The organism is Leptospira alexanderi serovar Manhao 3 str. L 60, assembly GCF_000243815.2.
GTDB lineage: Bacteria > Spirochaetota > Leptospiria > Leptospirales > Leptospiraceae > Leptospira > Leptospira alexanderi.
This window is the reverse complement of the sequence record NZ_AHMT02000052.1, coordinates 137,647-158,499: the sequence shown is the minus strand read 5'-3', so window position 1 is coordinate 158,499 and position 20,853 is coordinate 137,647. Positions and strand designations below refer to the sequence as shown.

The following is a 20,853-nucleotide window of genomic DNA, read 5'->3' as shown; positions in this document are numbered from 1 at the left end:
CAACAACTCAACAGAACGCTTTCCATGGGGCTCATTCTGGGTTCTGTCCCTGCCGCGACGATCCATAGAGAGTCGTGGCATTGAGTTTTTTTGGGACAGGTTCTTATGTTTCGATTGTGTATCGGAGTGAGCCACATTATTGAGTTTTTGTTTCGAACCACTTAAAATATTTTTATAATTGCTAGCAGATCTTATCTTTTTTACACCTTTTCTAAAAAAATCCAACACATTAATAAAACCTAAAGTTGCAAAAAGAAATGCCGCATTTTTCATAAAAGTACGGGAGGTAAGGCCAAATAGTGCTAAAGGATATAATAAGATGCTTAATAACAAAGCCCCCATGATAGGCGCTTGCCATCGAATCCAAGTATTTTTAATCTGACCTAAACTACTTTCGAACAATTTTAGAATATAAAATCCCAAAAGATCGCAGCCCAAAATTAGTAAAACAGAATATACAACTGACAACGGAGGATAAGCGATATTGGCGTCTAACCCAAACTTCATACTTTCCAAAACTCTCCCGAAAGTTCGTAGTTGTTTCCGTTCATGCCCAACTTGAATTCCGCTATACCGGGAGTTCTTTCTTGATCGATTCCTCCTAAATCAAAACTAATGTAGCCCTTTTGTTTTAGCTGAATAACAGAATTCCATAATAAAAAATGATTTGCTCTTAATTTTCTACCTAAATCTCCATTCCATCCTATTAGATACGTAGCGGAAGACCCATGAATTGCAATACATACTCCAGCAACGAATTCATTTTGATATATCGCCCTCAAAATTAAGAAAGTGTCTTTTTCACTTTGGTCTTCTCTTATTTGCAATAACATACTTTTCGAAATTCCCGAAAAATTTTTAGTTGAAGTCAACTCATCGTATTTATCTAACATCCAACGAAATAAAAAATCGCTCGAACCAACTTCTAAAGTTAAGTCATTTTTTTCGGAATTGGTAAGCATGTTCCGCCATTTTGAATCCAAATTCTGCCTTAGAAAATTTAAATCTTTTGTAAGATCAATAAAAGCAGAAACCCAAGGTGGAGAGTTGTTCTCATAAAATCCGATTTTTTTCATTAAAACCAAAAACTTTCCGTCTAACACGGCTTCCGGATTAAGAAATAATATAGAACCTTTTAATAAATTCCCAAATTTTGCTAATTCTTTAAATACCAATTCTTTGAGATTCGAATCTACTTCGCTTAAAAAAAGAGGTCCCCTGTTGATGCGATAAACTTTAAAAATTCCTAAAACGGATTTTTCCAACATCTGGACAATTGCAATTTTTTGATTTTCGAAAGTGAAAATACCCCGACGAACCTTCCAATCTTCACAAATTTTCTTACTTTCTCCATATATCCACGATTGTAAAAGATTTGAATTCGTTATTTTTTTAAATAACTCATCCCATGCTTCGCGAGGAACCGAACTCCATTCCACATTTAACTTTGGAAAATCTTTTTTAGCATCATGTAAAACGATCTCATCTCCGATTACTTCCCTAATTGATAAGCTCGGATGTATAGATAAGAATAATCTTGAATTTCTCAACTCAATCGCATTCAAATGATTCTGTGGCTCATCACGTATTTCAGGGGGAAGATCGGGCCATGTTGAAACTGGGAGTCCATCTTTTAATAGAGTCTTAAACATAGACTTCGCTGTATCAATCATCCCGTCAAAACAATATTCCGACAAATAGGGAATCCAATTTTCCGACCTTTTATCCGTATAAAACTTGTAACGATTTAATAAAATTTCGTCCCAAATTTTCTGAATTCGGGTCTTTTGCCTTGCTATATCATTCAATCGTGAAGCCAATACATTTAACATTTTTTTTGCAGGTAAAGAGAAAAAAGGATATGACACTATCTCCGTGGATACGTCATTCAAAAACTCCACATTAAAATTCCTACGACTTCGAAATCCCAATTTTTGAAACAAACGTTTTAAAAGCCATTTGATTGAAAAGAATTTTGTATTACCGGTTTGTTCGTAATGTTTTTTCAAAATTCTATTGATTTGAGTTTCATCTTGTATATCCCAACAGACATTCGAAGGACCGGAGTTTCGAACAATTAAAATCGCTCCGTCGGAAATAGGAAGATGCTTATGAGGACTATATAATACGAAATCCGCTTTTTCACCGATCCCTTTTATAGGCTTTAGAACGTGAGCGGCATCCTCAATTAGAATTGCGTTTTTTCCCTTGCAAAATTCAAATGCGCGATTCGAATCACTTGGTTTTCCAAAATAATGAACTAATACAAAAACATCAATCGCATTACTCTTTAATAATTCTTTACAAGCTCTATAATCGGGCTCTCGGTTTCTTTGAATCGGATAAAATACAAATTTCACTCCCCATGAACGAAGTAAAAATAAAGAAGAATTACAAAAATAGTCAGGTAACCAAAAGGTAATTTCTTGTTGACCGGAACGTATTCGCTTCCAAACGGCTATAGCCAATAAAGACCAAGCAGATTTTGAAAACCATAATGAAATATCCGAAGAGGCCGCCCATGTTTTTGAGATGGATTTCTGATCTATATTCTTAAAAGATAATATAGAAAATAGACTCCTCCAACTCGGCAGCGGGACCAGCAAATGCATTAAGATGATCCCCAAGACTCGTAAGTTCGTAGCTTACTTTTATAAAGAATATCTGCTCCTCCTTCCAAAATCGCTCCTATCAAATGATCCGTGTCGGAAGGTGAAAACGATTCCCTGCGAACCGCCCATGCAGGGGAAATTTTATTATCTCCTCTCAAACCAGTATAGATAAACTCGTAATACTCTTTCGCCATTCTCAGAGCGTCTTTACTGAAACTATCCAAGTCACCAAAAGTATATGCAAAATGTTTAATATTAATTCCCAGTTTATTTTCCAATTTTCTTTTCGAAGCCAATATTTCATCCTGAAGTCGATCGATCGAATTAATTTTAGAAAGCCTGGCGTGTGTTTTCGTATGACTTCCGATCGAGTGACCCTTGCGTAATAATACTTCCAAATCTTTCCAACGCATAGGAACCCAAAAATCCGGAACTTGCTCCACGGTGAAACTCGGGTAGATATTATCCGATATGAATTTCCTTATTTCTTGTTTTTTTTGAATATCAACAAAATCGGAAATGATAAAAAATAGAGCTTTTATACCAAGAGGTTCTAGAATTTCTTCCACGACAATTCTATTGGAAAGATAACCATCGTCGAAAGTGAGTAAGAGATTTCGACCTAAGATTTCTTTTTTTCCGCGCACCATTTCTGCAAAAACTTCAGGAGAAATAAATTTCCAATCTTTAGAAATTTTTTCCAATTGAGCGCGGAAGCGAGAACGCTCTTGTCGGGCAATATCATGATACAGCAAAACTCTCAATTCAGAGCCGTCTTTAACTTTCAAAGAACGCCCAAGCACATTAAATATTCTTAAAGGAAGATATGAGGCTGCTAAAATATTGCGGAGAAAAGACATTCGATTAAAAATTATCTGCGAGTAGCTGTAAAACTTTTCTGACGGGCCAGAAAGGAATTGAACCAATAAATTTTAGAATAGTAATAATCCAAAATTCCAAAAAAACTATTTTTTCTACCACTGAAAGTCAACCTAAAATCAGGATGAAAAAACATTCAGAATAACCTTCCATTACGTTTTGCTTACCATAGAGATCTACCAGGATTTTTTTTTGTGCGACGTTAGCCCTATTCAAAAAGAAACTTCCTTCCACCTTTCCTTCTTGATGAAATTTTTTTCTAAGCAAGAAATAAACAATACGATTCATAGGAGTTGAGCTTAAAGAATAGTTGATAAATGTTCCTTCCTTTTTCAGCACTCGAAACGCTTCACTACAGGCTTTTTTAAAATTGGGAATATGTTGAAAGGTTTGTACGGTCCAAACTCCGTCAAAAATCTGATCTTGAAACGGCAACGACGTAGCATCGGCATGTATTAGATAAACATGTTTTCCAATGGAATTCCCCAAAAAAATTTTCGCGTGATTTAAATTTTCTCGCAAGAAATCTATAACCACTACTTTCACATCAGGTCTTTCTTTTGGAATATTTCTCCAATGTCAACCCCAACAACCGCCAATATCCAAGATAATACCGTTGTGTTTTATCTTTTTTAAAAATTTTTTTACTTCTCGATCCATCACCGGAATTGAATGATTTTTGGAAATAACTTCGTAATAATTCGAATATTCTTTGGAAGCGACCTCGCTTCTCATTTTCAATTCAACTTCCTGCTCGGAAGAAGGGATTTCGGCAGAGTAAATTCCGTCCTTAGATAAATTCAGAAGTTTTAATATACTTTCCATTTTTCCACCATATGAGAGAGATAGAATTCAAAATTTGTAATTCAGTTTAGCGACAAATAAAGATAAAAAAACCGAAGGTGATCCAAAAAAAGTTCTAAACATCAAAAGGATGGCAAACAAAACTTTTTTTTCTCGAAAGTAAACGAGCGCCTTGTCAAACGCCAACTTCGTCTGAAACTTCTTCCAAAGTCGACCTTTGTCTTTTTCAAAATCCTGGAGATGAAATACATGGTGTTGAATTAAATTTTCAAGATGACTCAAATGTCTTTCAAGAGAAGCCGATTGGTTAAAACCGTGAATCGTATATTCGCCTAAAACTTCGGGAATAAACAGAAACCTAGCCTTCTCTTTTGCCAATCGAAGCCAAAGGTCATAATCTTCGACCGTAACAAATTCTGGATTTTCACTGAACAGTAATCCTTTTTCTTTCAAAAATTTTTTTCCGACAGTAGTCGCGGATGTAGAAAGTCTGTTCCCATAAAACAACATTTTTCGGTAGAAATCATCTTCAAAAGGTCCGTAATTTAAAATCGTTTTCTTTTTTGTTTTAAGATGAACCATATATTCGTCATTGCAAAGCACATCGATTTCACCTTTTAATTTTCGGATCTCAAAAATCACCCGCTCCAATTTATTCGGAAACCATAAATCGTCCGAATCCAAAAAGGAAATCCAATCTCCTTTAGCTTCTCTGATCCCCATGTTCCGAGAGGCGGATATCACGCCATTGTTTTTTATTTTTGTTAAGCGAATTCTAGAATCTCGAAAGGAAGAAACAACTTCATCCGTATTATCGTTCGAATGATTGTCGATTATGATCGCTTCCCAATGCGGATACGTCTGATTTACAACTGATGCCAAGGATAATTTCAAAAAATCAGCGTGGTTATAGGTTGGAATGACGACTGAAACGAGCGGACTCATAAAAAAATTTAACCTTTGAAATGCAACTTACAGAAAATTAACAGATCATCAATTTCAGATACAAACGTTTCCGAATGACGGAATCCAGTTGAAAGAAGTTTCGTAATATCGTAGTTAAAATCTACCGGGACTTCGTTCTTTTCAGGCTCAACTCTTTCCAATTCAGGTAAAAAACCAAGAATTTGTTTACAACGCTCCCGGACTAAATTCGCCATTTCCCATACAGTCAAAGACATTCCACCGCCGACATTATAAGTATCATCTTTATGATCCGATTGTATTCTCAAAAGATGACGAACCGCTAAACATACGTCTTGAATGGAAATAAAATCCCTTCTTTGTACTCCGGAAGTTTTAAGTATCATTCTTCGCGTCATAACCGCTTGTTTGCAAAGTTCATTTATGAGCAACATCCAACAATTGACGTTCGGATCTACCGGCGCTCCAAAGGCGTTGGATAATCGAATGTTGATCCCGAAAATTCCACCCAAAACATTACGATCACTTACTTCCCTTTCTCCCGCCACATTACTCATGGCATAAGGATGTTGATTTGTAAGAGGAGAATTTTCCGAAATATTTCCTATCAAAGGATTTCCATATACATGAGCCGTTGAAACATAGATGAACTTAAAGGAACGATTCTTAATAGCCGCGTCCATCAATCGTCCGGTAACATGTCCGTTAAATTCGAAAGCTTTTTGTGGATCTTTTGTCGCATCTTGAGCGTTTATCCCCGCACAATGAATGACATACTCCACGTTTTCGCAAACCGATTCTAACGAGGTCTGTGAATTCCAATCGATTAAAATTACTTTCCCGGATCGGATATAATTCGGTAACTGAAAGTTTTTAGTCGTCCCCAAAATTAATTCGAATTCGTTTAACGTTCCGAAATATTTCGCTATTCTTCCCCCTAAAAATCCAGAAGAACCGGTGACCAATATTCTCTTTCGAGTCATTGGCCCCAAGTAAATGGAATGAGCGGATCATATTCCGGTAAACGCTCAGACTCAGCCGGATCGTGTGGCATGTCCGTAAAGTTTGCAACGAATGCCTTCTCTTTAGAAACACAAGTAAAACCGTACCAAATTCGAGGGGGAATTTTAACTCTTTGATAATTTCCTGGTCTTCCTAAAATGATTTCTTGAACCTTACCTTTCGTCTTTGAATCCTCTCGAGAATCAAAAAGAATCAACCTAATCTTCCCTGAGGGAACCGCAAAATTTTGCGTTTGTTTTTTATGAATTTTCCATGCTTTTATAGAACCGGGATTAACTTCCGAAAAATAACATTCGCCGAATCCGTTATATTCAGGATCATCGACGCGAATCATATGTAGGACAGATCCTTTCGGATCGAATATTTCTTTCAACGAGGTGATTACTATACCTTCTAAAAGCACTTCATTCATTCTTAATGAGTCCAAACGTAATTCTTTTTAGAAGCCAACTGACAATAAAGATGAATCTGCGAAAGAGTGAAATCATAAACGTTTTCTTTTTTCTCCACCCAGTTTCTATACCAGTTAACCGTAAAGTCCACAGTTTCGGAAAAATCCAGAACCGACTTCCATTTCAAATGAAATAATACCTTGTCGCAGGAAAGTTTCAGAAGGTTGGCTTCTTTACCTCCACCTTCATACCCTTCTGGAACTTCCCATCGAACTCCGGGCCATCTTTTCGTCATTGCATTTAACAATTCTGAAACCGTCTGATCGATACTTGCATCTGGACCGAAGTTAAATGCCTCTCCAATCAATTCCTCTTGACCAACATATAATTTTTCACCCAACAGTAAATAACCACTCAAAGGTTCCAATACGTGTTGCCAAGGACGAGTTGCCAAAGGACTTCGAATGACGACGGACTCATCTTTCGACCAAGCACGAATACAATCCGGAACGATCCTATCGGCAGCCCAATCTCCTCCCCCGATAACGTTACCTGCTCTTGTAATCGCAATTTTCGTTTTTGTATCCTTAAGAAAAGAATAATAATATGATTGTGCAATTAGATCCGCACAGCTTTTAGAACTGCTATAAGGATCATGGCCGCCTAAAACATCCGTTTCACGATAACCCCAACACCACTCGTTGTTTCTATATGCTTTGTCGCTGGTTATCAAAACGACAACTTCCACAAACGATTTAGTACGGATGATATCCAATAAATTCACCATACCCATAACGTTGGTTTCAAATGTTCCAACTGGATCCTGGTAAGACTTTCTTACCAATGCCTGTGCGGCCATGTGAAAAATAATCTCGGGTTTGAACTCGTCTATAACAGTGGAAAACTTACTTCGATCGCGAACATCCCCTCGGTAATCCTTGATCCTTTTATCCAAACTAAGCAATTCAAAATGATTCGGCGAAGTAGGGACATCAAGAGAATATCCGGCCACTTCCGCGCCCAAAGATTGCAACCAAATGACTAGCCAAGATCCTTTAAATCCCGTATGTCCAGTTACGAGTACTTTCTTATTTTTGTATATATTCTCAAACATGCTAGCTCAATTTCCAAGGAGCCTTATTCTGTAACCACAACTCTTCTAAAGTCTGCTTATCTCTCAGAGTATCCATACATTGCCAATAACCAGGATGGCGAAACGACATCAGCTGGCCTAACTTTGCAAGCTTTTCTAAAGGAGCTCTTTCCAACATCGTAGATTCATCTTCAATATAATTTAGTATCTCAGGTTCAAAAACGAAAAACCCTCCATTGATCCATCCTTCTTCCGCCTGAGGTTTTTCTTGAAATCGAATGACTTGATCTCCGGAAATCGATAACTCTCCAAATCGAACCGGCGGTCTGACAGCCGTTACAGTCGCGAGCTTTCCATGCGACTTATGAAAACTTACAAGCTTTTGAATATCCACGTCCGATACTCCATCTCCGTATGTTACCATAAAGGTTTCCTTCAAATGATTTTTCAATCGTAGCAACCTTCCCCCAGTCATCGTCAAAGCCCCAGTTTCGATCAATTGAACTTTCCAGTCTTCCGCCGTTGGATTAGAATAATCCACAGTTCCGGATTTTAAACTTACGGTAAGATCGCTCATTCTCGCATGATAATTCAAAAAATAATCTTTGATCACTTCTCCTTTATAACCAAGTGCGAGTACAAAATCACCAAACCCATAGTGCTCGTAAATTTTCATGATATGCCAAAGAATCGGTTTCCCAGCAATTTCAACCATCGGCTTCGGCTTTATCGTAGTCTCTTCACTCAGACGAGTTCCCAAACCACCACAAAGTATTACTGTTTTCATTTTTCCAACCTTACTCGATTCTTAAAAGTTTTTTCCATTTGGTTAAATTTGGATCTAAACAAAAAAAGGCCTTTCTTTTTTTTACGGAAATGCCAAAGTCTTTTTGTAAAGCTCTGGATAGTTCCTGATGAGTTGAAACAAAAGTTACATGGTCCATTCCCAACAACGGACTCATATTTAACGAACTACCATCTAACACTGAAATTACGGGAACTCCAAAACAATAAGCATCAACCGCCGCTGAAGTAATATTACTCGTATAAACTATATCGGCATCTTTCAGTAAATTTACTATCGGCTCTTGAAAGACCTTTAATTGGAGAAAGGGAAACTCTCTTTCGTAAACTGGACACGCAGGATGTGGCTTTAAAATAAACTCGAATTCAAGATTCAAAAGTGGTAACGCGTCCATCAACATCCGCAATTGTAGTCGTGTTACTTTGGGTAAGTAATCCGTAAGAATCAGAACTTTTACATTTGATATATTTCTGTTCTTATCTTTCTTTATATTCCTTGTATCTTTTTCAATTTCTAAATAGCGTAAAGCTTCCACTTCTGTAATTCTATCTTGTGGATACTTTCCTTCTTTATATGCATTTAAAGACGCATTCCCATTCAATGCAACTTTATCAGGTAAAGGCATCGAGTTCTTACAATTCGAGTCGTAGTTTCTATAATCGGAAAAATATCTTAGATCCCAAAATCGCACAGTCGCGTGAGGCACGCCGATCAAAGATCCAATATTCCTGGACTTCCAGATATAAATCAGTGCACTTTCCCAAGCCTGATTTTCTTGGAGGTATATTCCTTTTTTAGGACCGGAAATATTCTCTAAATTTTTTTCAATAAGGTTGAGTAAAAATAGATTTTGAACTGACATTGATCCGCTCAAAGAATCTAAAAAATCACTTCTAAGAATCGGCCAAAGGTCAAAAGATAAAATCTCAGTTCTACAAAAAAATCTAAAATTTCGAATGAACAATCGAATCCAATTGATTCTTAAATAATCCCAAAAAGTTTTTAGTAATACTCTAAAATCAATATATCCTTCCAAAAAACTGTGAATTTCAGTTTCATTTTGATTAAAACTCTCTAATACAGAAACGCCTTCTTGTGAATTCGGAATTAGGCTATGGCGAACAAATATGTGCGACCAAAATATCCTGGCCTTTGCGTTTCGCAAAACGTCAATTAAATCTGTCCAATAATTCGACCTGAATAACTTGAGATTTTTCGAATCCAATCGTAAATGAAAGAAATAATCAAAAATAACGAAATTTGAATCTTGCATTTTTTCTTTAGGAACTTTCTGTTTTCGTAAACCCCACACCAAATTAATATAACGTAAAAAAGTAATACTTGCTTTTAAAAAATAAGGCAGATTATCGTATCCTTGCCGTAGATTCCACTCCCCATTATTGGTCTTCGAGTTTTTCTCGGAAAAAGAAAAGAATTGAATCCCCTTTTCCTTGCAAAACTTATGAACCACTTTATGCATATTTGAATCAGAAGAATTCAGAAAAATTTCAGAAACCTTTTTGTGATATAGAATTTCCTCTAAGGCCAACAATTTAATCACACTAGCCATAAAAGTGGATTTGCCATAATTGCTTTCCACAATCAATGTCATCCACCAAAAGCTAAAATTCGGTCGAATCTCCAGCCAATCTATGATTCTTTTATTTTTAAGTTGAACCTCCCCTAAGCGATACAAAAGAGAATTATACTTATCTCTCAGACGAAATCGATTTTGATCCACATATTTCGGAATTGAAAAGTGATTTGCCGAAATGTTCTCGGAATAATTTTTCCAAAGATAAATACTACCCGAAAATTCGGGCGCATTGTTCCCCGCATGATCCCAAATTAAAATGGATTCCTGATTGAAAGTGAATTTAGACAATCTGATTTTGATACTCTTCTTCGGGGACAGGATTTAACAAAGTCTCTCCCCGAAAAAAACGGATGATTTCCTCGGCGGCACCTTTTTCCATCAAAAGCCTGCAATCATAGGAACAAGATCCCATATGTTCGGTGAGAATGATATTATCCAACTCTATTAAATTTCCCTTATATGGTTCCTGTTCGAAAACGTCGATCGCCGCACCGGCGATTCGATTGGATTTTAAAACGTCGTATAAGTCGTTTTCGTTTACGATACCACCTCTCGCGGTATTGATCAAAAAGGAATCCTTTGAAAAAAGATCGAATTCTCTTTTTCCGATTAAGTTTTTGGTTTTGTGAGAGAGGGGGATGTGTAAAGAAACAATATCCGAACAGGAATAAATCTCCTCTTTCTCCGTGAATTGATAGGGAATGTTTTTGGAATCCAATATTTCGGAAACTTCCTTTTTTTTATCCTTAAGATCGTTGATTAAAATCAACTTCGGCTTAAATTCCGACAAAATTCGAATCACATTCAAACCGACTCTTCCGACACCGACAATACCAATCGTGGATTCACCCAGACGTTTTCCAGTAAATCTGGACCAACCTCCTATTTTTAATTCTTGATGAGCGAGAAATACTTTTCGCGTGGAGGAAATCATGAGGCCAATCGTCAATTCCACTACTGCCATGGTTACCGCATCTGGGGTGTACGCCACCGCGATATCTCTTTCTTTGCAAAGATTCAAAGGAACCGAATCCAAACCGATCCCGACTCTGGAAATGATTTTTAAATTCCGATTTTTATGAATGAGAGGAGTCAAATCCTCAGTGCCTGCGATAATTCCATCAACCTCTTTTGCAAATTCTGAAACCTCTAGGGGGGTAAGTTTTCGTTTTAAGGGATTGGTAACGATCTCCCAACCTGATTGATTCAGGATTTCCATCGGTTCGGGGTTATAATATCCGAAAGGATATGTGGATATAAATATCTTGTAAGATTTCATAATAATTTATTATTTTAATATTTAAAAAATTAAATATACGTTCACTTTCTTGCGAAAATCCAAATATGCGAGCTTAGTTTGTGCTTTTTAAGAAAAGACTGAAATTCAGAAATCGCTTCGATTCCCCTTTCTTTTAATACTCGAATGAATTCGTTTTCAAAACCACTGTTCAATACAATATCCACATCCAACTCTCCTGGAGTGAACACTTCCACTTTCGAAAAACCGGCATTCTTAAAAGCGATTTCAAAGCCACGGATACTCATAAAATTCAGATGATGTGGGGGAAAAATACTGTTCGATCGCCCCTGAAGGGTAAGAATATCAAAACCCTCATAACCAAGCCCGGTTAAAAGACAATAACCGTTCGGTTTTACTAAATTAAAAATTGAACTTATAAATTTCGAAACTGAAAAAACGTGCTCGACCACTTCCGAGGAAATCACTAAATCGAATCTACCCGACCATTCAGCAGAATCTTCGGCAGTCGCGTTCAACGTTTGAATCCCTTTTTTTGAGGAAATTTTAGCCATCTCAGGAGAGGGTTCGATTCCGAAAATCTCAGAATTTACAAAAAAACGACGAACTTCTTCTAAAAAAATACCGTATCCGGAACCTACGTCGCAAATTTTTGTAGGCTCGAAATTTTCTTTTTTAAAATATTCGAATATTCTTTCAGCTTTTGGTTTAAATAACTTCTCTCTTCTGGACTCGGCCACGGTTGGAAAAAATACATCCGACCAAAACCGGGAGGACTCCGCCGTTTTGTAAAAGTCATCCAAAATTTTCTCGGAAGGTCTAGGGTTACAAAACAAACTACCACATCCTTCACATAAAACGTAACTATAGTTATTTTTTTGAATATGTTTTCTATATTGATCGGATCCGCAAGCCGGACAAAGAACTGTTAAGAATCGAGTTTTATCCAGTTTTTTCGAATCCGACTCGACAAGATTCAAATACCGAGTAAGTAGTTCTTTGGGACGTATTTCGTTTTCTTTCATTTTAAAACAAGTTCTCGAATTTACTTTGATGGAAGTATATTTCCGAAAGTAAATAAGGTAGTAAATTAAAAAAACTATACTTTACGAATGTACTAACAATACCCATAGCCTCTTTCATCTCGATTCATTCGAGGGGACATTACGAAAAAATTCGAAATTCGATCAATTTTACGATGTGAGAATATTTTCAAACAGGACCAACGGAATACAGATTCGAAATATCTTACAAACGAGTTATTTTTCACTTATCCTCGTATCGCCAGAACCGAATTAACGAAAATACTCAATAGCAAAGTAATCCGAAATCAAGTCTCGATTTTTAGAATTCAATTCCAATTCGTAAACTTCCAATTTTCCAATACCTTTGCTCAAGATACACGCCAGGTTGGAATTTACGTTTTTTTTGTCTTTTTGAAGAAGATTACAATACTCATTGATTGAAAAATCGGAAAAACGAAAATCGGGAAAATTTGCTTTTAATAGAATTTTCAGCGATTGATACTCTTTTTCACTCATTAAACCCAATTTGCTAGAAAGAAAATTAGCGAGATCCATTCCGACTGTAACGGCTTGACCATGGTTGATTTCGTAATTCGTCAGTGCTTCAATCGCATGGCCAAATGTATGTCCATAATTGAATTTACGTCGTTCTCCACAATCAAATTCATCGATTTCAATGATTCGTTTTTTTATGGAGAGACTTTCACGGATGAACTTCACAAGTGCCGTCCGATTCGAAAAAACTTCACTTCGCTTCAAATGTAAATCTTTAGTCAATGCGGAAGCACTATGCAAATAATAGTGATACATTTCACCGATACCAGATTTGATATCATCTTCCGTAAGTGAATTTAGAAATGTAGGATCTATATAAATTTTATCCGGAGGATAAAATGTCCCTATAAGGTTCTTTATATTTTGAAAATTGATAGAAGACTTTCCACCAATACAACTATCCGCCTGGGCGAGTAAAGTGGTTGGAATGAAAATCCAAGGAACTCCCCGAAAAAGGATCGACGCAGTAAAACAAACGATATCCTGTGTGATTCCGCCCCCAACAGAGACAATTTTACTATTTCGCTTTACTCCATTTGCTACTAAACTCTCGATCAACTTTTGCGAAGATTCGATATTTTTATTTTTTTCCTCTGCATTGATTAAAAAAAGTTTTTTTCCGAGTATTCCCGGTGCAATTCGATTCTTAAAATAAATAGAATGGATTTTACTATCTACGACAAGGAACGCCCCTTCTTGAATCAAACCTTCCAAGATATCAAAAATGCTTTCCGTAAATAGAACTTCGTAATCCTTCTGAGACGATTTGATTCGGATTGCGTCAAACATTGACAAACCCACCATCGACAATAATATTCTGTCCGGTTAAATAAGTATTGTAATCGCTGGCTAAAAATAAAACTACTTTCGCCATTTCTTCCGGTCTAGCCAACCTACCAATGGGAATTTGTAATTCTATCTGTTTAATTTCCGATTCACTTAAATTTTTTTTAGTCAAGTCAGTCAAGACAAATCCGGGTGAAACCGTGTTTACCAGTACATTATACTTTGCTAATTCATTAGAGCTAGACACAGTTAGACCGCGAACCGCATATTTAGTCATCGTATAAATGCTCCTTTTTTCCCTACTTACTGAACCGAAAATTGAAGCAATATTAACAATTCTTCCATATAAGTTTTTTTTCATAATTCGAGAAACGGATCTTGTAATAAAAAAAGGTGCATTCACATTCACGCTTTGCATATCGTCCCAGTCTTGTTCCAAGGTGTTCTCGATATAATTAATTCGATTGATTCCCGCATTATTAACACATACATCAATTTTTTCCAAACCCTCCAAATAACCGATAAACCTTTTCAAAGCATCTCTGTTTTGAAAATCCACGGAATAGTAAGTTAAGTTAGGATGCAGAAGTTCTTCACTTAACTCAGTCGAAGTGCCGGTAATCATAACCCTTCCACCTAATTCCAAAAATTCAGTCGCAAGCTGCCTTCCGATTCCCCTACTTCCTCCAGTTACTAGAATTACTTTTTCTTTATACGAAATTTGCATCTTGATATTTTAATAAAACCCAAACTATTTTCTGTCCGGGTTAGAGACGGAGAACTTCTCACGCCAAACCGGATCCGCATAATAAATTTGATATACCAATTTCATAGTCTGATACGCATCCAAGCTAGAACCAGTTTTTACGGATTCGTTTTTGAGGATATGATCAGTAAATTCGTTGATTTCATCTCTCCACGAATTATCTTCCAAATAATTGATCATCTCAATTCTAGGATTCCCGCCCGATTCCAAATCCTTCGGATAAATCGTAAGCGTTTCTTGCCCGTATGATTTTGATCCGGATAAAATTCCCGCGAGCACAAGACTTCCTTCTCCCATATTGATTTGCAGGTTGAATCGATGCCGCCATTCTGTCGCAGTAGATTGAAACTGAACAATCACACCAGATTCAGACTTCATTAAAGCAAACGCATTGTCTTCCACGTTTAAATTCCAGTAACTATTAGAAATATAACTTTTGACTTCTTCCATCTCACCTGCAAAAAGACGAATCAAATCCACCATATGAATCCCTTGGTCTAAGAGAATTCCACCCCCCGCAATTTCTCGATTTGCTCTCCATCCGTCGGCAACGTTTACAATTACCGACTTTCCATAAATACCACGAATATTGATCACTTTTCCCATTTTACCGGAAGTGACAATTTTCAATGCTTCTCTAATCGAATCGTGATATCTATGATTAAAACCGTATTTTAACTTTAAGGCTGGAGATTGTTTTTCGACTTCGCGAACTTCTTCAATTTCTCGCAGATTTCTCCCGGGCGGTTTTTCGCAGAAAACGTGTAAACTTTTTTTTAGACCAAGGATAGTCGCTTCTGCGGCGACATCATTGGTTAAGCATACGAAGAGAATATCTAAGTCCTCCTTTTGAATTAAATCATAAAACCTTTGATACACTTTTAAATTTTCTAATGCATTTACACCATCCTGAAAGCTCTTATCACAAATGGCTGTAACAATCAGATTAGAATTTTGTTTTATAAATTGATGTCTGCGTTTTCCAACGACCCCGTATCCTGCGATTCCGACTTTGAGTTTTTCCATGATTATTACAAATATTTTGATAGCAATAAATCTGTTTTGAAAGCCAATTCTACTCTAGAAACATCATCCGGAACGTCTACTCCGATCATAGTACCTTCCGTGAGAACCATTCGCACCTTATACCCATGCTCAACAGCTCGATTCATATCCACCGATTCGATGATTTCCAGTGGGGTTGGAGCTAATTCAGCGAAAGTTTTTAAAAAATCATTTCGAAATGCGATAACACCCAGTTGTTTTAATTTTAAGTAATCTTCATTTGGATATTTTTTTCGAGATGGAATTGGCTCTCTCGAAGCGTAAAGAAGATCCCAATTTTTATTCACCACGACCTTAGGAGCGTTCGGACTTTGAAACTCTTCTTCGTCTACGATTTTTGTCACAAGATTAGTACAGTAAATCGATTGATCTTCCAGCATCGGCTTTACCAAATCGTCCAACATGGAAGGAAGAATCAAAGGCTCATCCCCCTGCACCACAATAATGATATCTCCCTTTACATAAAGGGCGGCTTCCGCAACCCGATCGATACAACCACGATGTACGTCGGAAGTCATGACCGCTTTGCCACCGAAAAACTCCACCCTTTGTTTGATACTATCGTCACAAGTCGCTACGATCACCTCATGAATAGATGAGGACATTTCTACTCTTCTTCGAACGTGTTCGATCATTTCCAATCCGGAAATTTTTACCAATGGTTTATTAGGAAACCTGGAAGAAGCCATTCTTGCAGGCAATATCGCTATCGTTCTCATATTGATCTCTATTTCAATATTCCTTAATTTATGAATTCAAATTATCTAATTCTTTAAAATTCAAATTAGCTTGAGTGTTTAACATGATCGCGTCGGTTGAATATGCGATAAATTTTTTTCCACTTCGAATCTCGTCCCTGACCTTCTGAAAATCGGCCTGGATCACATGCGTTCCTAACGGAATTTGATTTCTTTCGGCGGCTTTTTGCAAATCCTGAACAGCCTTTAAAAAATCGGGATGATCAAATTGCCCGGTTAGCCCCATCGAACCGGATAAATCATACGGCCCGATCATCATAGCATCAATGCCCTTTACAGAAAGAATAGAATCAATTTCATCCAATGCTTTTATGCTTTCGATTTGAATAATACGAACTAGATCGGAATTAATAATTCTGGAATAAGAATCAAAGTGTTTGCCGAACAAATTCGCGTTCGAATACCCCACACCTCGAGTTCCGTTCGGTGGATAACTGCTCCAGGATAGAAAGTTTCTCGTCTGTTCGGCCGTCTCTATCATGGGGACAATGATCCCTGCCGCTCCCGCATCCAAAGCCTGTTTGATATCTTTCGGATGATTTTGAGCGACTCTCGCAAAGGGCAAGCTTCCTACGATCCGAATCGCTCTAAAGATATCGGGTAGAAGATGCAGACTAAACGCACCGTGTTCCAGATCTAGTGCAATCCAATCAAAACCGGCACTTGCTAAAATTTCGGCGACGGACGGATTCGGAATCTGCATCCAGGATCCGATCGTAAACTTTCCGGACTTAAGTTTGTCTTTTACAAAATTCATATATATTATTTTTCTAATAGAACAGCAAATCGATAAAGCAAATGGTGAATCACTTTGATCGATTTCTGTTGAAATGATTTTGAAAAACTTTTTACCTTATCTAATAGATTCATAACTTTATTTGCCTTTTCAGGATTTAGAAAATCATTATTTTCGTATCCAAATTTGGTTGTAGGTATTTTGAAATGACCCACTATTGAATACCGTCGAGTCTGCTTTATTTTTAAGAACAAGACCGGCGCGCTCTAAGACGGATCTACTAATATCGAATTGTTCCGTAAAATTTTCATTGATCTCCACAAGTATTTCTTTCACGTTTTTCAGAACATTTTTACCACCTTTTAAAATGATATGTTCAATTCCATCTACGTCCATTTTGATATAATCCGGATTTGGCAAATTGAATCGATTTACGACATCTTCCATAGATAAGCCTATAAGACTATATTCAAAAACCTGGTCCATAGGTTTACCATCGTGACCGAACTCGGCTCCAAAAGAAGAAAGCGCTCCACCCCAGTCCATACTTGTCATTCGAAGTTTATTAATGGAAAGTTGATCCGATAAAGGTAAGGGAACAATTGTCACACGATCCGATAACTGATTCAGAAATATATTTCTTACAAGCAATTCTAAATTAAAAACGGAAGGCTCAAATGAAAATACTCTAGCATTTTTCTGCTTTGCAGCATATATCGAATATAAGCCTACATTAGCCCCGATATCCCAAAAAACTGAGTTTTCGGAAATTTGATCAATCCACTCCAACGTTTCGGGTTCTTTTATTGAAAACGTACGTGCTCTAAATCGATTCAAATCATTCGGCGTTGTAAAAAACATTCTTCCTTTATGATTTACTTCTTCCACATGATTCATTAACTTATGAATAAGAACTTCTAAAACGAATCTCCCAATCGATGTTTTTCTTAATAGAAAAATAATAAAAGAAACGGTTTTGGCAATACAGTCTTTAATGATCTTTGTCATTTAAAAGTCCTTTATAACGTGCAATATAGGCAATCAGTCATAAAAATAATAGAGTTCCACTGATTTTACAGGAGAAAGAGATGTAGCGGGTAAGGCCTCACCCATCTTAATTCTTTCGATGATTTCTCTTTTCTTTTTTCCTTTTGCTATGATAAACACAAATTCTGACGAATTGATTTTCTTCAAAGATAAACTCACTCTTTCGATTGGAGGTTTCGGAGAATCGTAAATAGCAATTGCATCTTCCTCTTTTGACAAATCCATTTCTGGAAATAAACTCGCAATATGACCATCTTCTCCTAAACCCAGAAGAACTAAATCGAATGAAGAAATAGATTTAATAGATTTTGAATACTCCAAGGCTCCTCGTTCAGCTCCAAGGTGACCTGGTATCCTAAAAATTTGTCTTTCATTCACTGGTATAAATTTAAATAAAACTCTTTCAGCCATCAGCCAATTAGAATCAGTATGATCTTTCGGAACACATCTTTCATCACCGAAATAAAAAAACCATTTTGACCAATCTGTTTTCATAAACTTCAATTCAGAATAGAGTAATTTCGCAGTTTCTCCCCCTGTAAGTACTATATGAAAACAATTATTACTTTGAATTTTGGTTTCAGAAATTTCTTTAATTCTATCTAAACAATGACTCAAAAAATCCAGCTCGTTAAAAAATTTTATAATATACATGAAACTTAGATTAGATGGAAATTATTGCATTCAAGATTATAGCCATAGACTATTTTCGTAATATCAATTTTATTCTAATAAACCTTTATAAAGCTTAAGAATTTCTTCATATTTAAGAACGCCCATGGTCTTCAAGAAAGCCGTAAATTTATTAGATCTATACGTTGAACCGCATTTAGAAAACTAGCGACATACAAATTAAATACTAACATTATTTCAAAAATTTCCTTAAGAAATTAAAATTCAAAGTAAAGATAAAAGATTTCTTATATACTATTTATGCTCAGTATTAAAACTGATTATTTTTTCGTAGACCCAAGTTTAAATTTAAAACACGAAGAGGATTTATAACTTTTCTACAATATTTCTCTATAAAAATACCTCTTATTCTTTGTCTTTCCTTTTCTTGCCACCAATCATCAATATTATCCCATATTTCATTTAAATATGTGGCAGCAGTGATCGGACTTTCGAACAATATACTCGCATCTTTTAGCATTTGAAAATAAGGTAACGCACTTTTTCTTAATTCCCAATAAGTAGGATTCCAAAAAATTAAAGTAGGCATATTTAACCCCAAAGATTCCAAATACGTAGTTGCGTTATAGGTTGTAACGCAGATCCTACTTTTTCTCATTACACTTTCAAACGACTTTTGACCACTATCATACGCCAAAGTGAGATATAAACTTTCCCATCGTTCCTTTTGATTCCAATCATAATCATCAGGATATAATTTAATTAAAAACTTTGATCTTACTTTTGGAGTTAAATGCTTAATAAATGAGTATTGATCATCAAAATATCTCAGTATTTGGCCTGACACAGGCGTATTTTGTATCCAATAGCTATAACGAGGCATACAATGTTCCACAAGTAATCCGTAACCCTTAGAGCTATAGCAAATATCTTTTTTATTAGCAATCTTAATAGAAAAATTAGGAATCACATTTGCATATTCTTCGTCATGCCAACCCCAGGTAAGATAGCGATTTGAAATCTTTTTTTCATGATCTTCTAAAAAAGAAATGTTTCCTATTCCATAATATCCTCCATGCTGGGATATTATTAATGGAACTCCTTTTTCTTTTTTTGTTGCCGCCCAAAATTTAAAAATATCGTCTCCAACATGACTATTACTTGTAAAAATAAATTTAGGGTTTGTAGGCCATTCTTTTGAATTTGTAATATCTTTTACCTTTTCAAATCCTTCTATATATGCTTTGGGGATTTGAAAAGGTAAGATGGACTTTATAAAAGAATAAAAACTATCATCTGAAAATTGCGGAAGATGCCAATCATTTCGAATTTTCCTATCAAATTCAAAAACTTCAAGCGTCTTATTTCTTCTTTTTCTTGGAAATTGCTTAAGCTTAAATTGCCAAAGAATGGAATATCTTAAAGGAAAATAATCCGCAATAATAAAAGCTTCATTTTTTCTCACACGAAATTCAGAAAGATAATCCTTACATCTTTCCTTAAAAGATTTAGATTTTTGAAATATTCTAGAATGATAAACCGAAGACGGCTGAATGAATAAACATTGTGTATCATCTCTTTGAAAAAAGAAATCTAAAATAGAACCAAAGAGCCATTGGTTCCAATAATCATTTGCAAAAAAATTATAGAATTCCATCATTCCATTCGGAATGATATCCGCTTCGTTGTACACAAATCTTGGCGGTAAAACGAAGTCACTGGATTCTTTTAAAATACGTATTGATTCGAAACGGTCGTATACTATGTGAATGAATAGTCCCAACCAAGGACCAACCAAAATCCTCCAAAATTCCAAGCTTCGATCGGTATTATGAATTCGATTTAAATTTTGGCTAACACTTGGTAAAAGAATATCCTCATATAAACTTTGCAGCTTGAAATAATCTTTCTGAAATTTTTCCCGATCATCCCAATGATAAGGAAACGTTATTGAATCGAATCGTTCCCAAATGTTGCGTCTGTTGTAGATTTTGCACCATTCCCCTAAAAACAAGATAGGAACATCAAAACCCGGCCAGGTTTCTTCCAAAGCAGTGGTAACAAGACTTCTTTTCATCAAGGAACGACTAGGTAA

General features: G+C 36.2%; 18 protein-coding genes and 2 pseudogenes. All 20 read right to left on the bottom strand.

The features are described 5' to 3' along the window. Positions 1-165: 165 nt before the first annotated feature. Positions 166-507 (bottom strand): annotated as a pseudogene (locus LEP1GSC062_RS25620) (DUF1420 family protein); the annotation flags it as partial. Further along, positions 504-2,612, bottom strand: coding sequence for a lipid II:glycine glycyltransferase FemX (locus LEP1GSC062_RS16845; protein WP_020984983.1), 2,109 nt, complete (start codon positions 2,610-2,612; stop codon positions 504-506). The pseudogene LEP1GSC062_RS25620 and the gene LEP1GSC062_RS16845, both read right to left, overlap by 4 nt. Next, entirely contained in the window at positions 2,612-3,472 is an 861-nt protein-coding gene (locus LEP1GSC062_RS16840; protein ID WP_039942450.1) for a polysaccharide deacetylase family protein, read from the bottom strand. The genes LEP1GSC062_RS16845 and LEP1GSC062_RS16840 overlap by 1 nt, the downstream gene beginning before the upstream one ends. 11 nt (positions 3,473-3,483) lie before the next feature. Beyond that, positions 3,484-4,316, bottom strand: a pseudogene (locus LEP1GSC062_RS16835) (class I SAM-dependent methyltransferase). A gap of 27 nt (positions 4,317-4,343) precedes the next feature. Continuing rightward, complete coding sequence (locus LEP1GSC062_RS16825) at positions 4,344-5,240, bottom strand: glycosyltransferase (RefSeq protein WP_020984953.1); 897 nt, start codon at positions 5,238-5,240, stop codon at positions 4,344-4,346. Between the two features lie 8 nt (positions 5,241-5,248). Beyond that, the gene (locus LEP1GSC062_RS16820; RefSeq protein WP_020984967.1) at positions 5,249-6,202 is read right to left on the bottom strand and encodes an NAD-dependent epimerase/dehydratase family protein; all 954 of its coding nucleotides are present in this window, start codon (positions 6,200-6,202) and stop codon (positions 5,249-5,251) included. Beyond that, a complete protein-coding gene (locus LEP1GSC062_RS16815) occupies positions 6,199-6,654 on the bottom strand; it encodes a dTDP-4-dehydrorhamnose 3,5-epimerase family protein (protein ID WP_010578342.1) in 456 nt (151 codons plus the stop codon). Before LEP1GSC062_RS16815 ends, LEP1GSC062_RS16820 begins: the two co-directional genes overlap by 4 nt. Positions 6,655-6,656: 2 nt before the next feature. After that, positions 6,657-7,748 carry a CDP-glucose 4,6-dehydratase gene (gene rfbG / locus LEP1GSC062_RS16810; protein ID WP_010578343.1) on the bottom strand — a complete coding sequence of 364 codons (1,092 nt, stop codon included), beginning with the start codon at positions 7,746-7,748 and terminating at the stop codon, positions 6,657-6,659. Between the two features lies 1 nt (position 7,749). After that, complete coding sequence (gene rfbF / locus LEP1GSC062_RS16805; protein ID WP_010578344.1) at positions 7,750-8,514, bottom strand: glucose-1-phosphate cytidylyltransferase; 765 nt, start codon at positions 8,512-8,514, stop codon at positions 7,750-7,752. Positions 8,515-8,524: 10 nt separating this feature from the next. Continuing rightward, on the bottom strand, positions 8,525-10,417 hold the full coding sequence (locus tag LEP1GSC062_RS16800; protein WP_010578345.1) for a TIGR04326 family surface carbohydrate biosynthesis protein: 1,893 nt from the start codon (positions 10,415-10,417) through the stop codon (positions 8,525-8,527). Then, entirely contained in the window at positions 10,410-11,408 is a 999-nt protein-coding gene (locus LEP1GSC062_RS16795; RefSeq protein ID WP_010578346.1) for a phosphoglycerate dehydrogenase, read from the bottom strand. The genes LEP1GSC062_RS16800 and LEP1GSC062_RS16795 overlap by 8 nt, the downstream gene beginning before the upstream one ends. A 41-nt stretch (positions 11,409-11,449) precedes the next feature. Next, positions 11,450-12,412 (bottom strand): methyltransferase domain-containing protein, encoded by a 963-nt coding sequence (locus LEP1GSC062_RS16790; RefSeq protein WP_020984850.1) that lies wholly within the window; start codon positions 12,410-12,412, stop codon positions 11,450-11,452. Positions 12,413-12,682: 270 nt separating this feature from the next. After that, complete coding sequence (locus tag LEP1GSC062_RS16785; protein WP_020985009.1) at positions 12,683-13,756, bottom strand: AroB-related putative sugar phosphate phospholyase (cyclizing); 1,074 nt, start codon at positions 13,754-13,756, stop codon at positions 12,683-12,685. Beyond that, positions 13,749-14,480, bottom strand: a complete 732-nt coding sequence (locus tag LEP1GSC062_RS16780) for an SDR family NAD(P)-dependent oxidoreductase (protein WP_020984929.1) — start codon at positions 14,478-14,480, stop codon at positions 13,749-13,751. Before LEP1GSC062_RS16780 ends, LEP1GSC062_RS16785 begins: the two co-directional genes overlap by 8 nt. Before the next feature lie 24 nt (positions 14,481-14,504). Continuing rightward, positions 14,505-15,545, bottom strand: coding sequence for a Gfo/Idh/MocA family protein (locus tag LEP1GSC062_RS16775; RefSeq protein WP_020984884.1), 1,041 nt, complete (start codon positions 15,543-15,545; stop codon positions 14,505-14,507). Positions 15,546-15,550: 5 nt separating this feature from the next. Further along, a complete protein-coding gene (gene kdsB, locus LEP1GSC062_RS16770; protein ID WP_010578350.1) occupies positions 15,551-16,303 on the bottom strand; it encodes a 3-deoxy-manno-octulosonate cytidylyltransferase in 753 nt (250 codons plus the stop codon). A 28-nt stretch (positions 16,304-16,331) separates the two neighbouring features. Beyond that, positions 16,332-17,099: an HpcH/HpaI aldolase family protein gene (locus tag LEP1GSC062_RS16765; protein WP_010578351.1), complete on the bottom strand. Its 768-nt coding sequence runs from the start codon at positions 17,097-17,099 to the stop codon at positions 16,332-16,334. Between the two features lie 147 nt (positions 17,100-17,246). Continuing rightward, a complete protein-coding gene (locus LEP1GSC062_RS16760) occupies positions 17,247-18,086 on the bottom strand; it encodes an FkbM family methyltransferase (RefSeq protein ID WP_010578352.1) in 840 nt (279 codons plus the stop codon). Between the two features lie 33 nt (positions 18,087-18,119). Next, on the bottom strand, positions 18,120-18,779 hold the full coding sequence (gene pgl / locus LEP1GSC062_RS16755) for a 6-phosphogluconolactonase (RefSeq protein ID WP_020984958.1): 660 nt from the start codon (positions 18,777-18,779) through the stop codon (positions 18,120-18,122). Between the two features lie 289 nt (positions 18,780-19,068). After that, positions 19,069-20,835: an LIC12162 family transferase gene (locus LEP1GSC062_RS16750; protein WP_020984832.1), complete on the bottom strand. Its 1,767-nt coding sequence runs from the start codon at positions 20,833-20,835 to the stop codon at positions 19,069-19,071. Positions 20,836-20,853 lie beyond the last annotated feature (18 nt).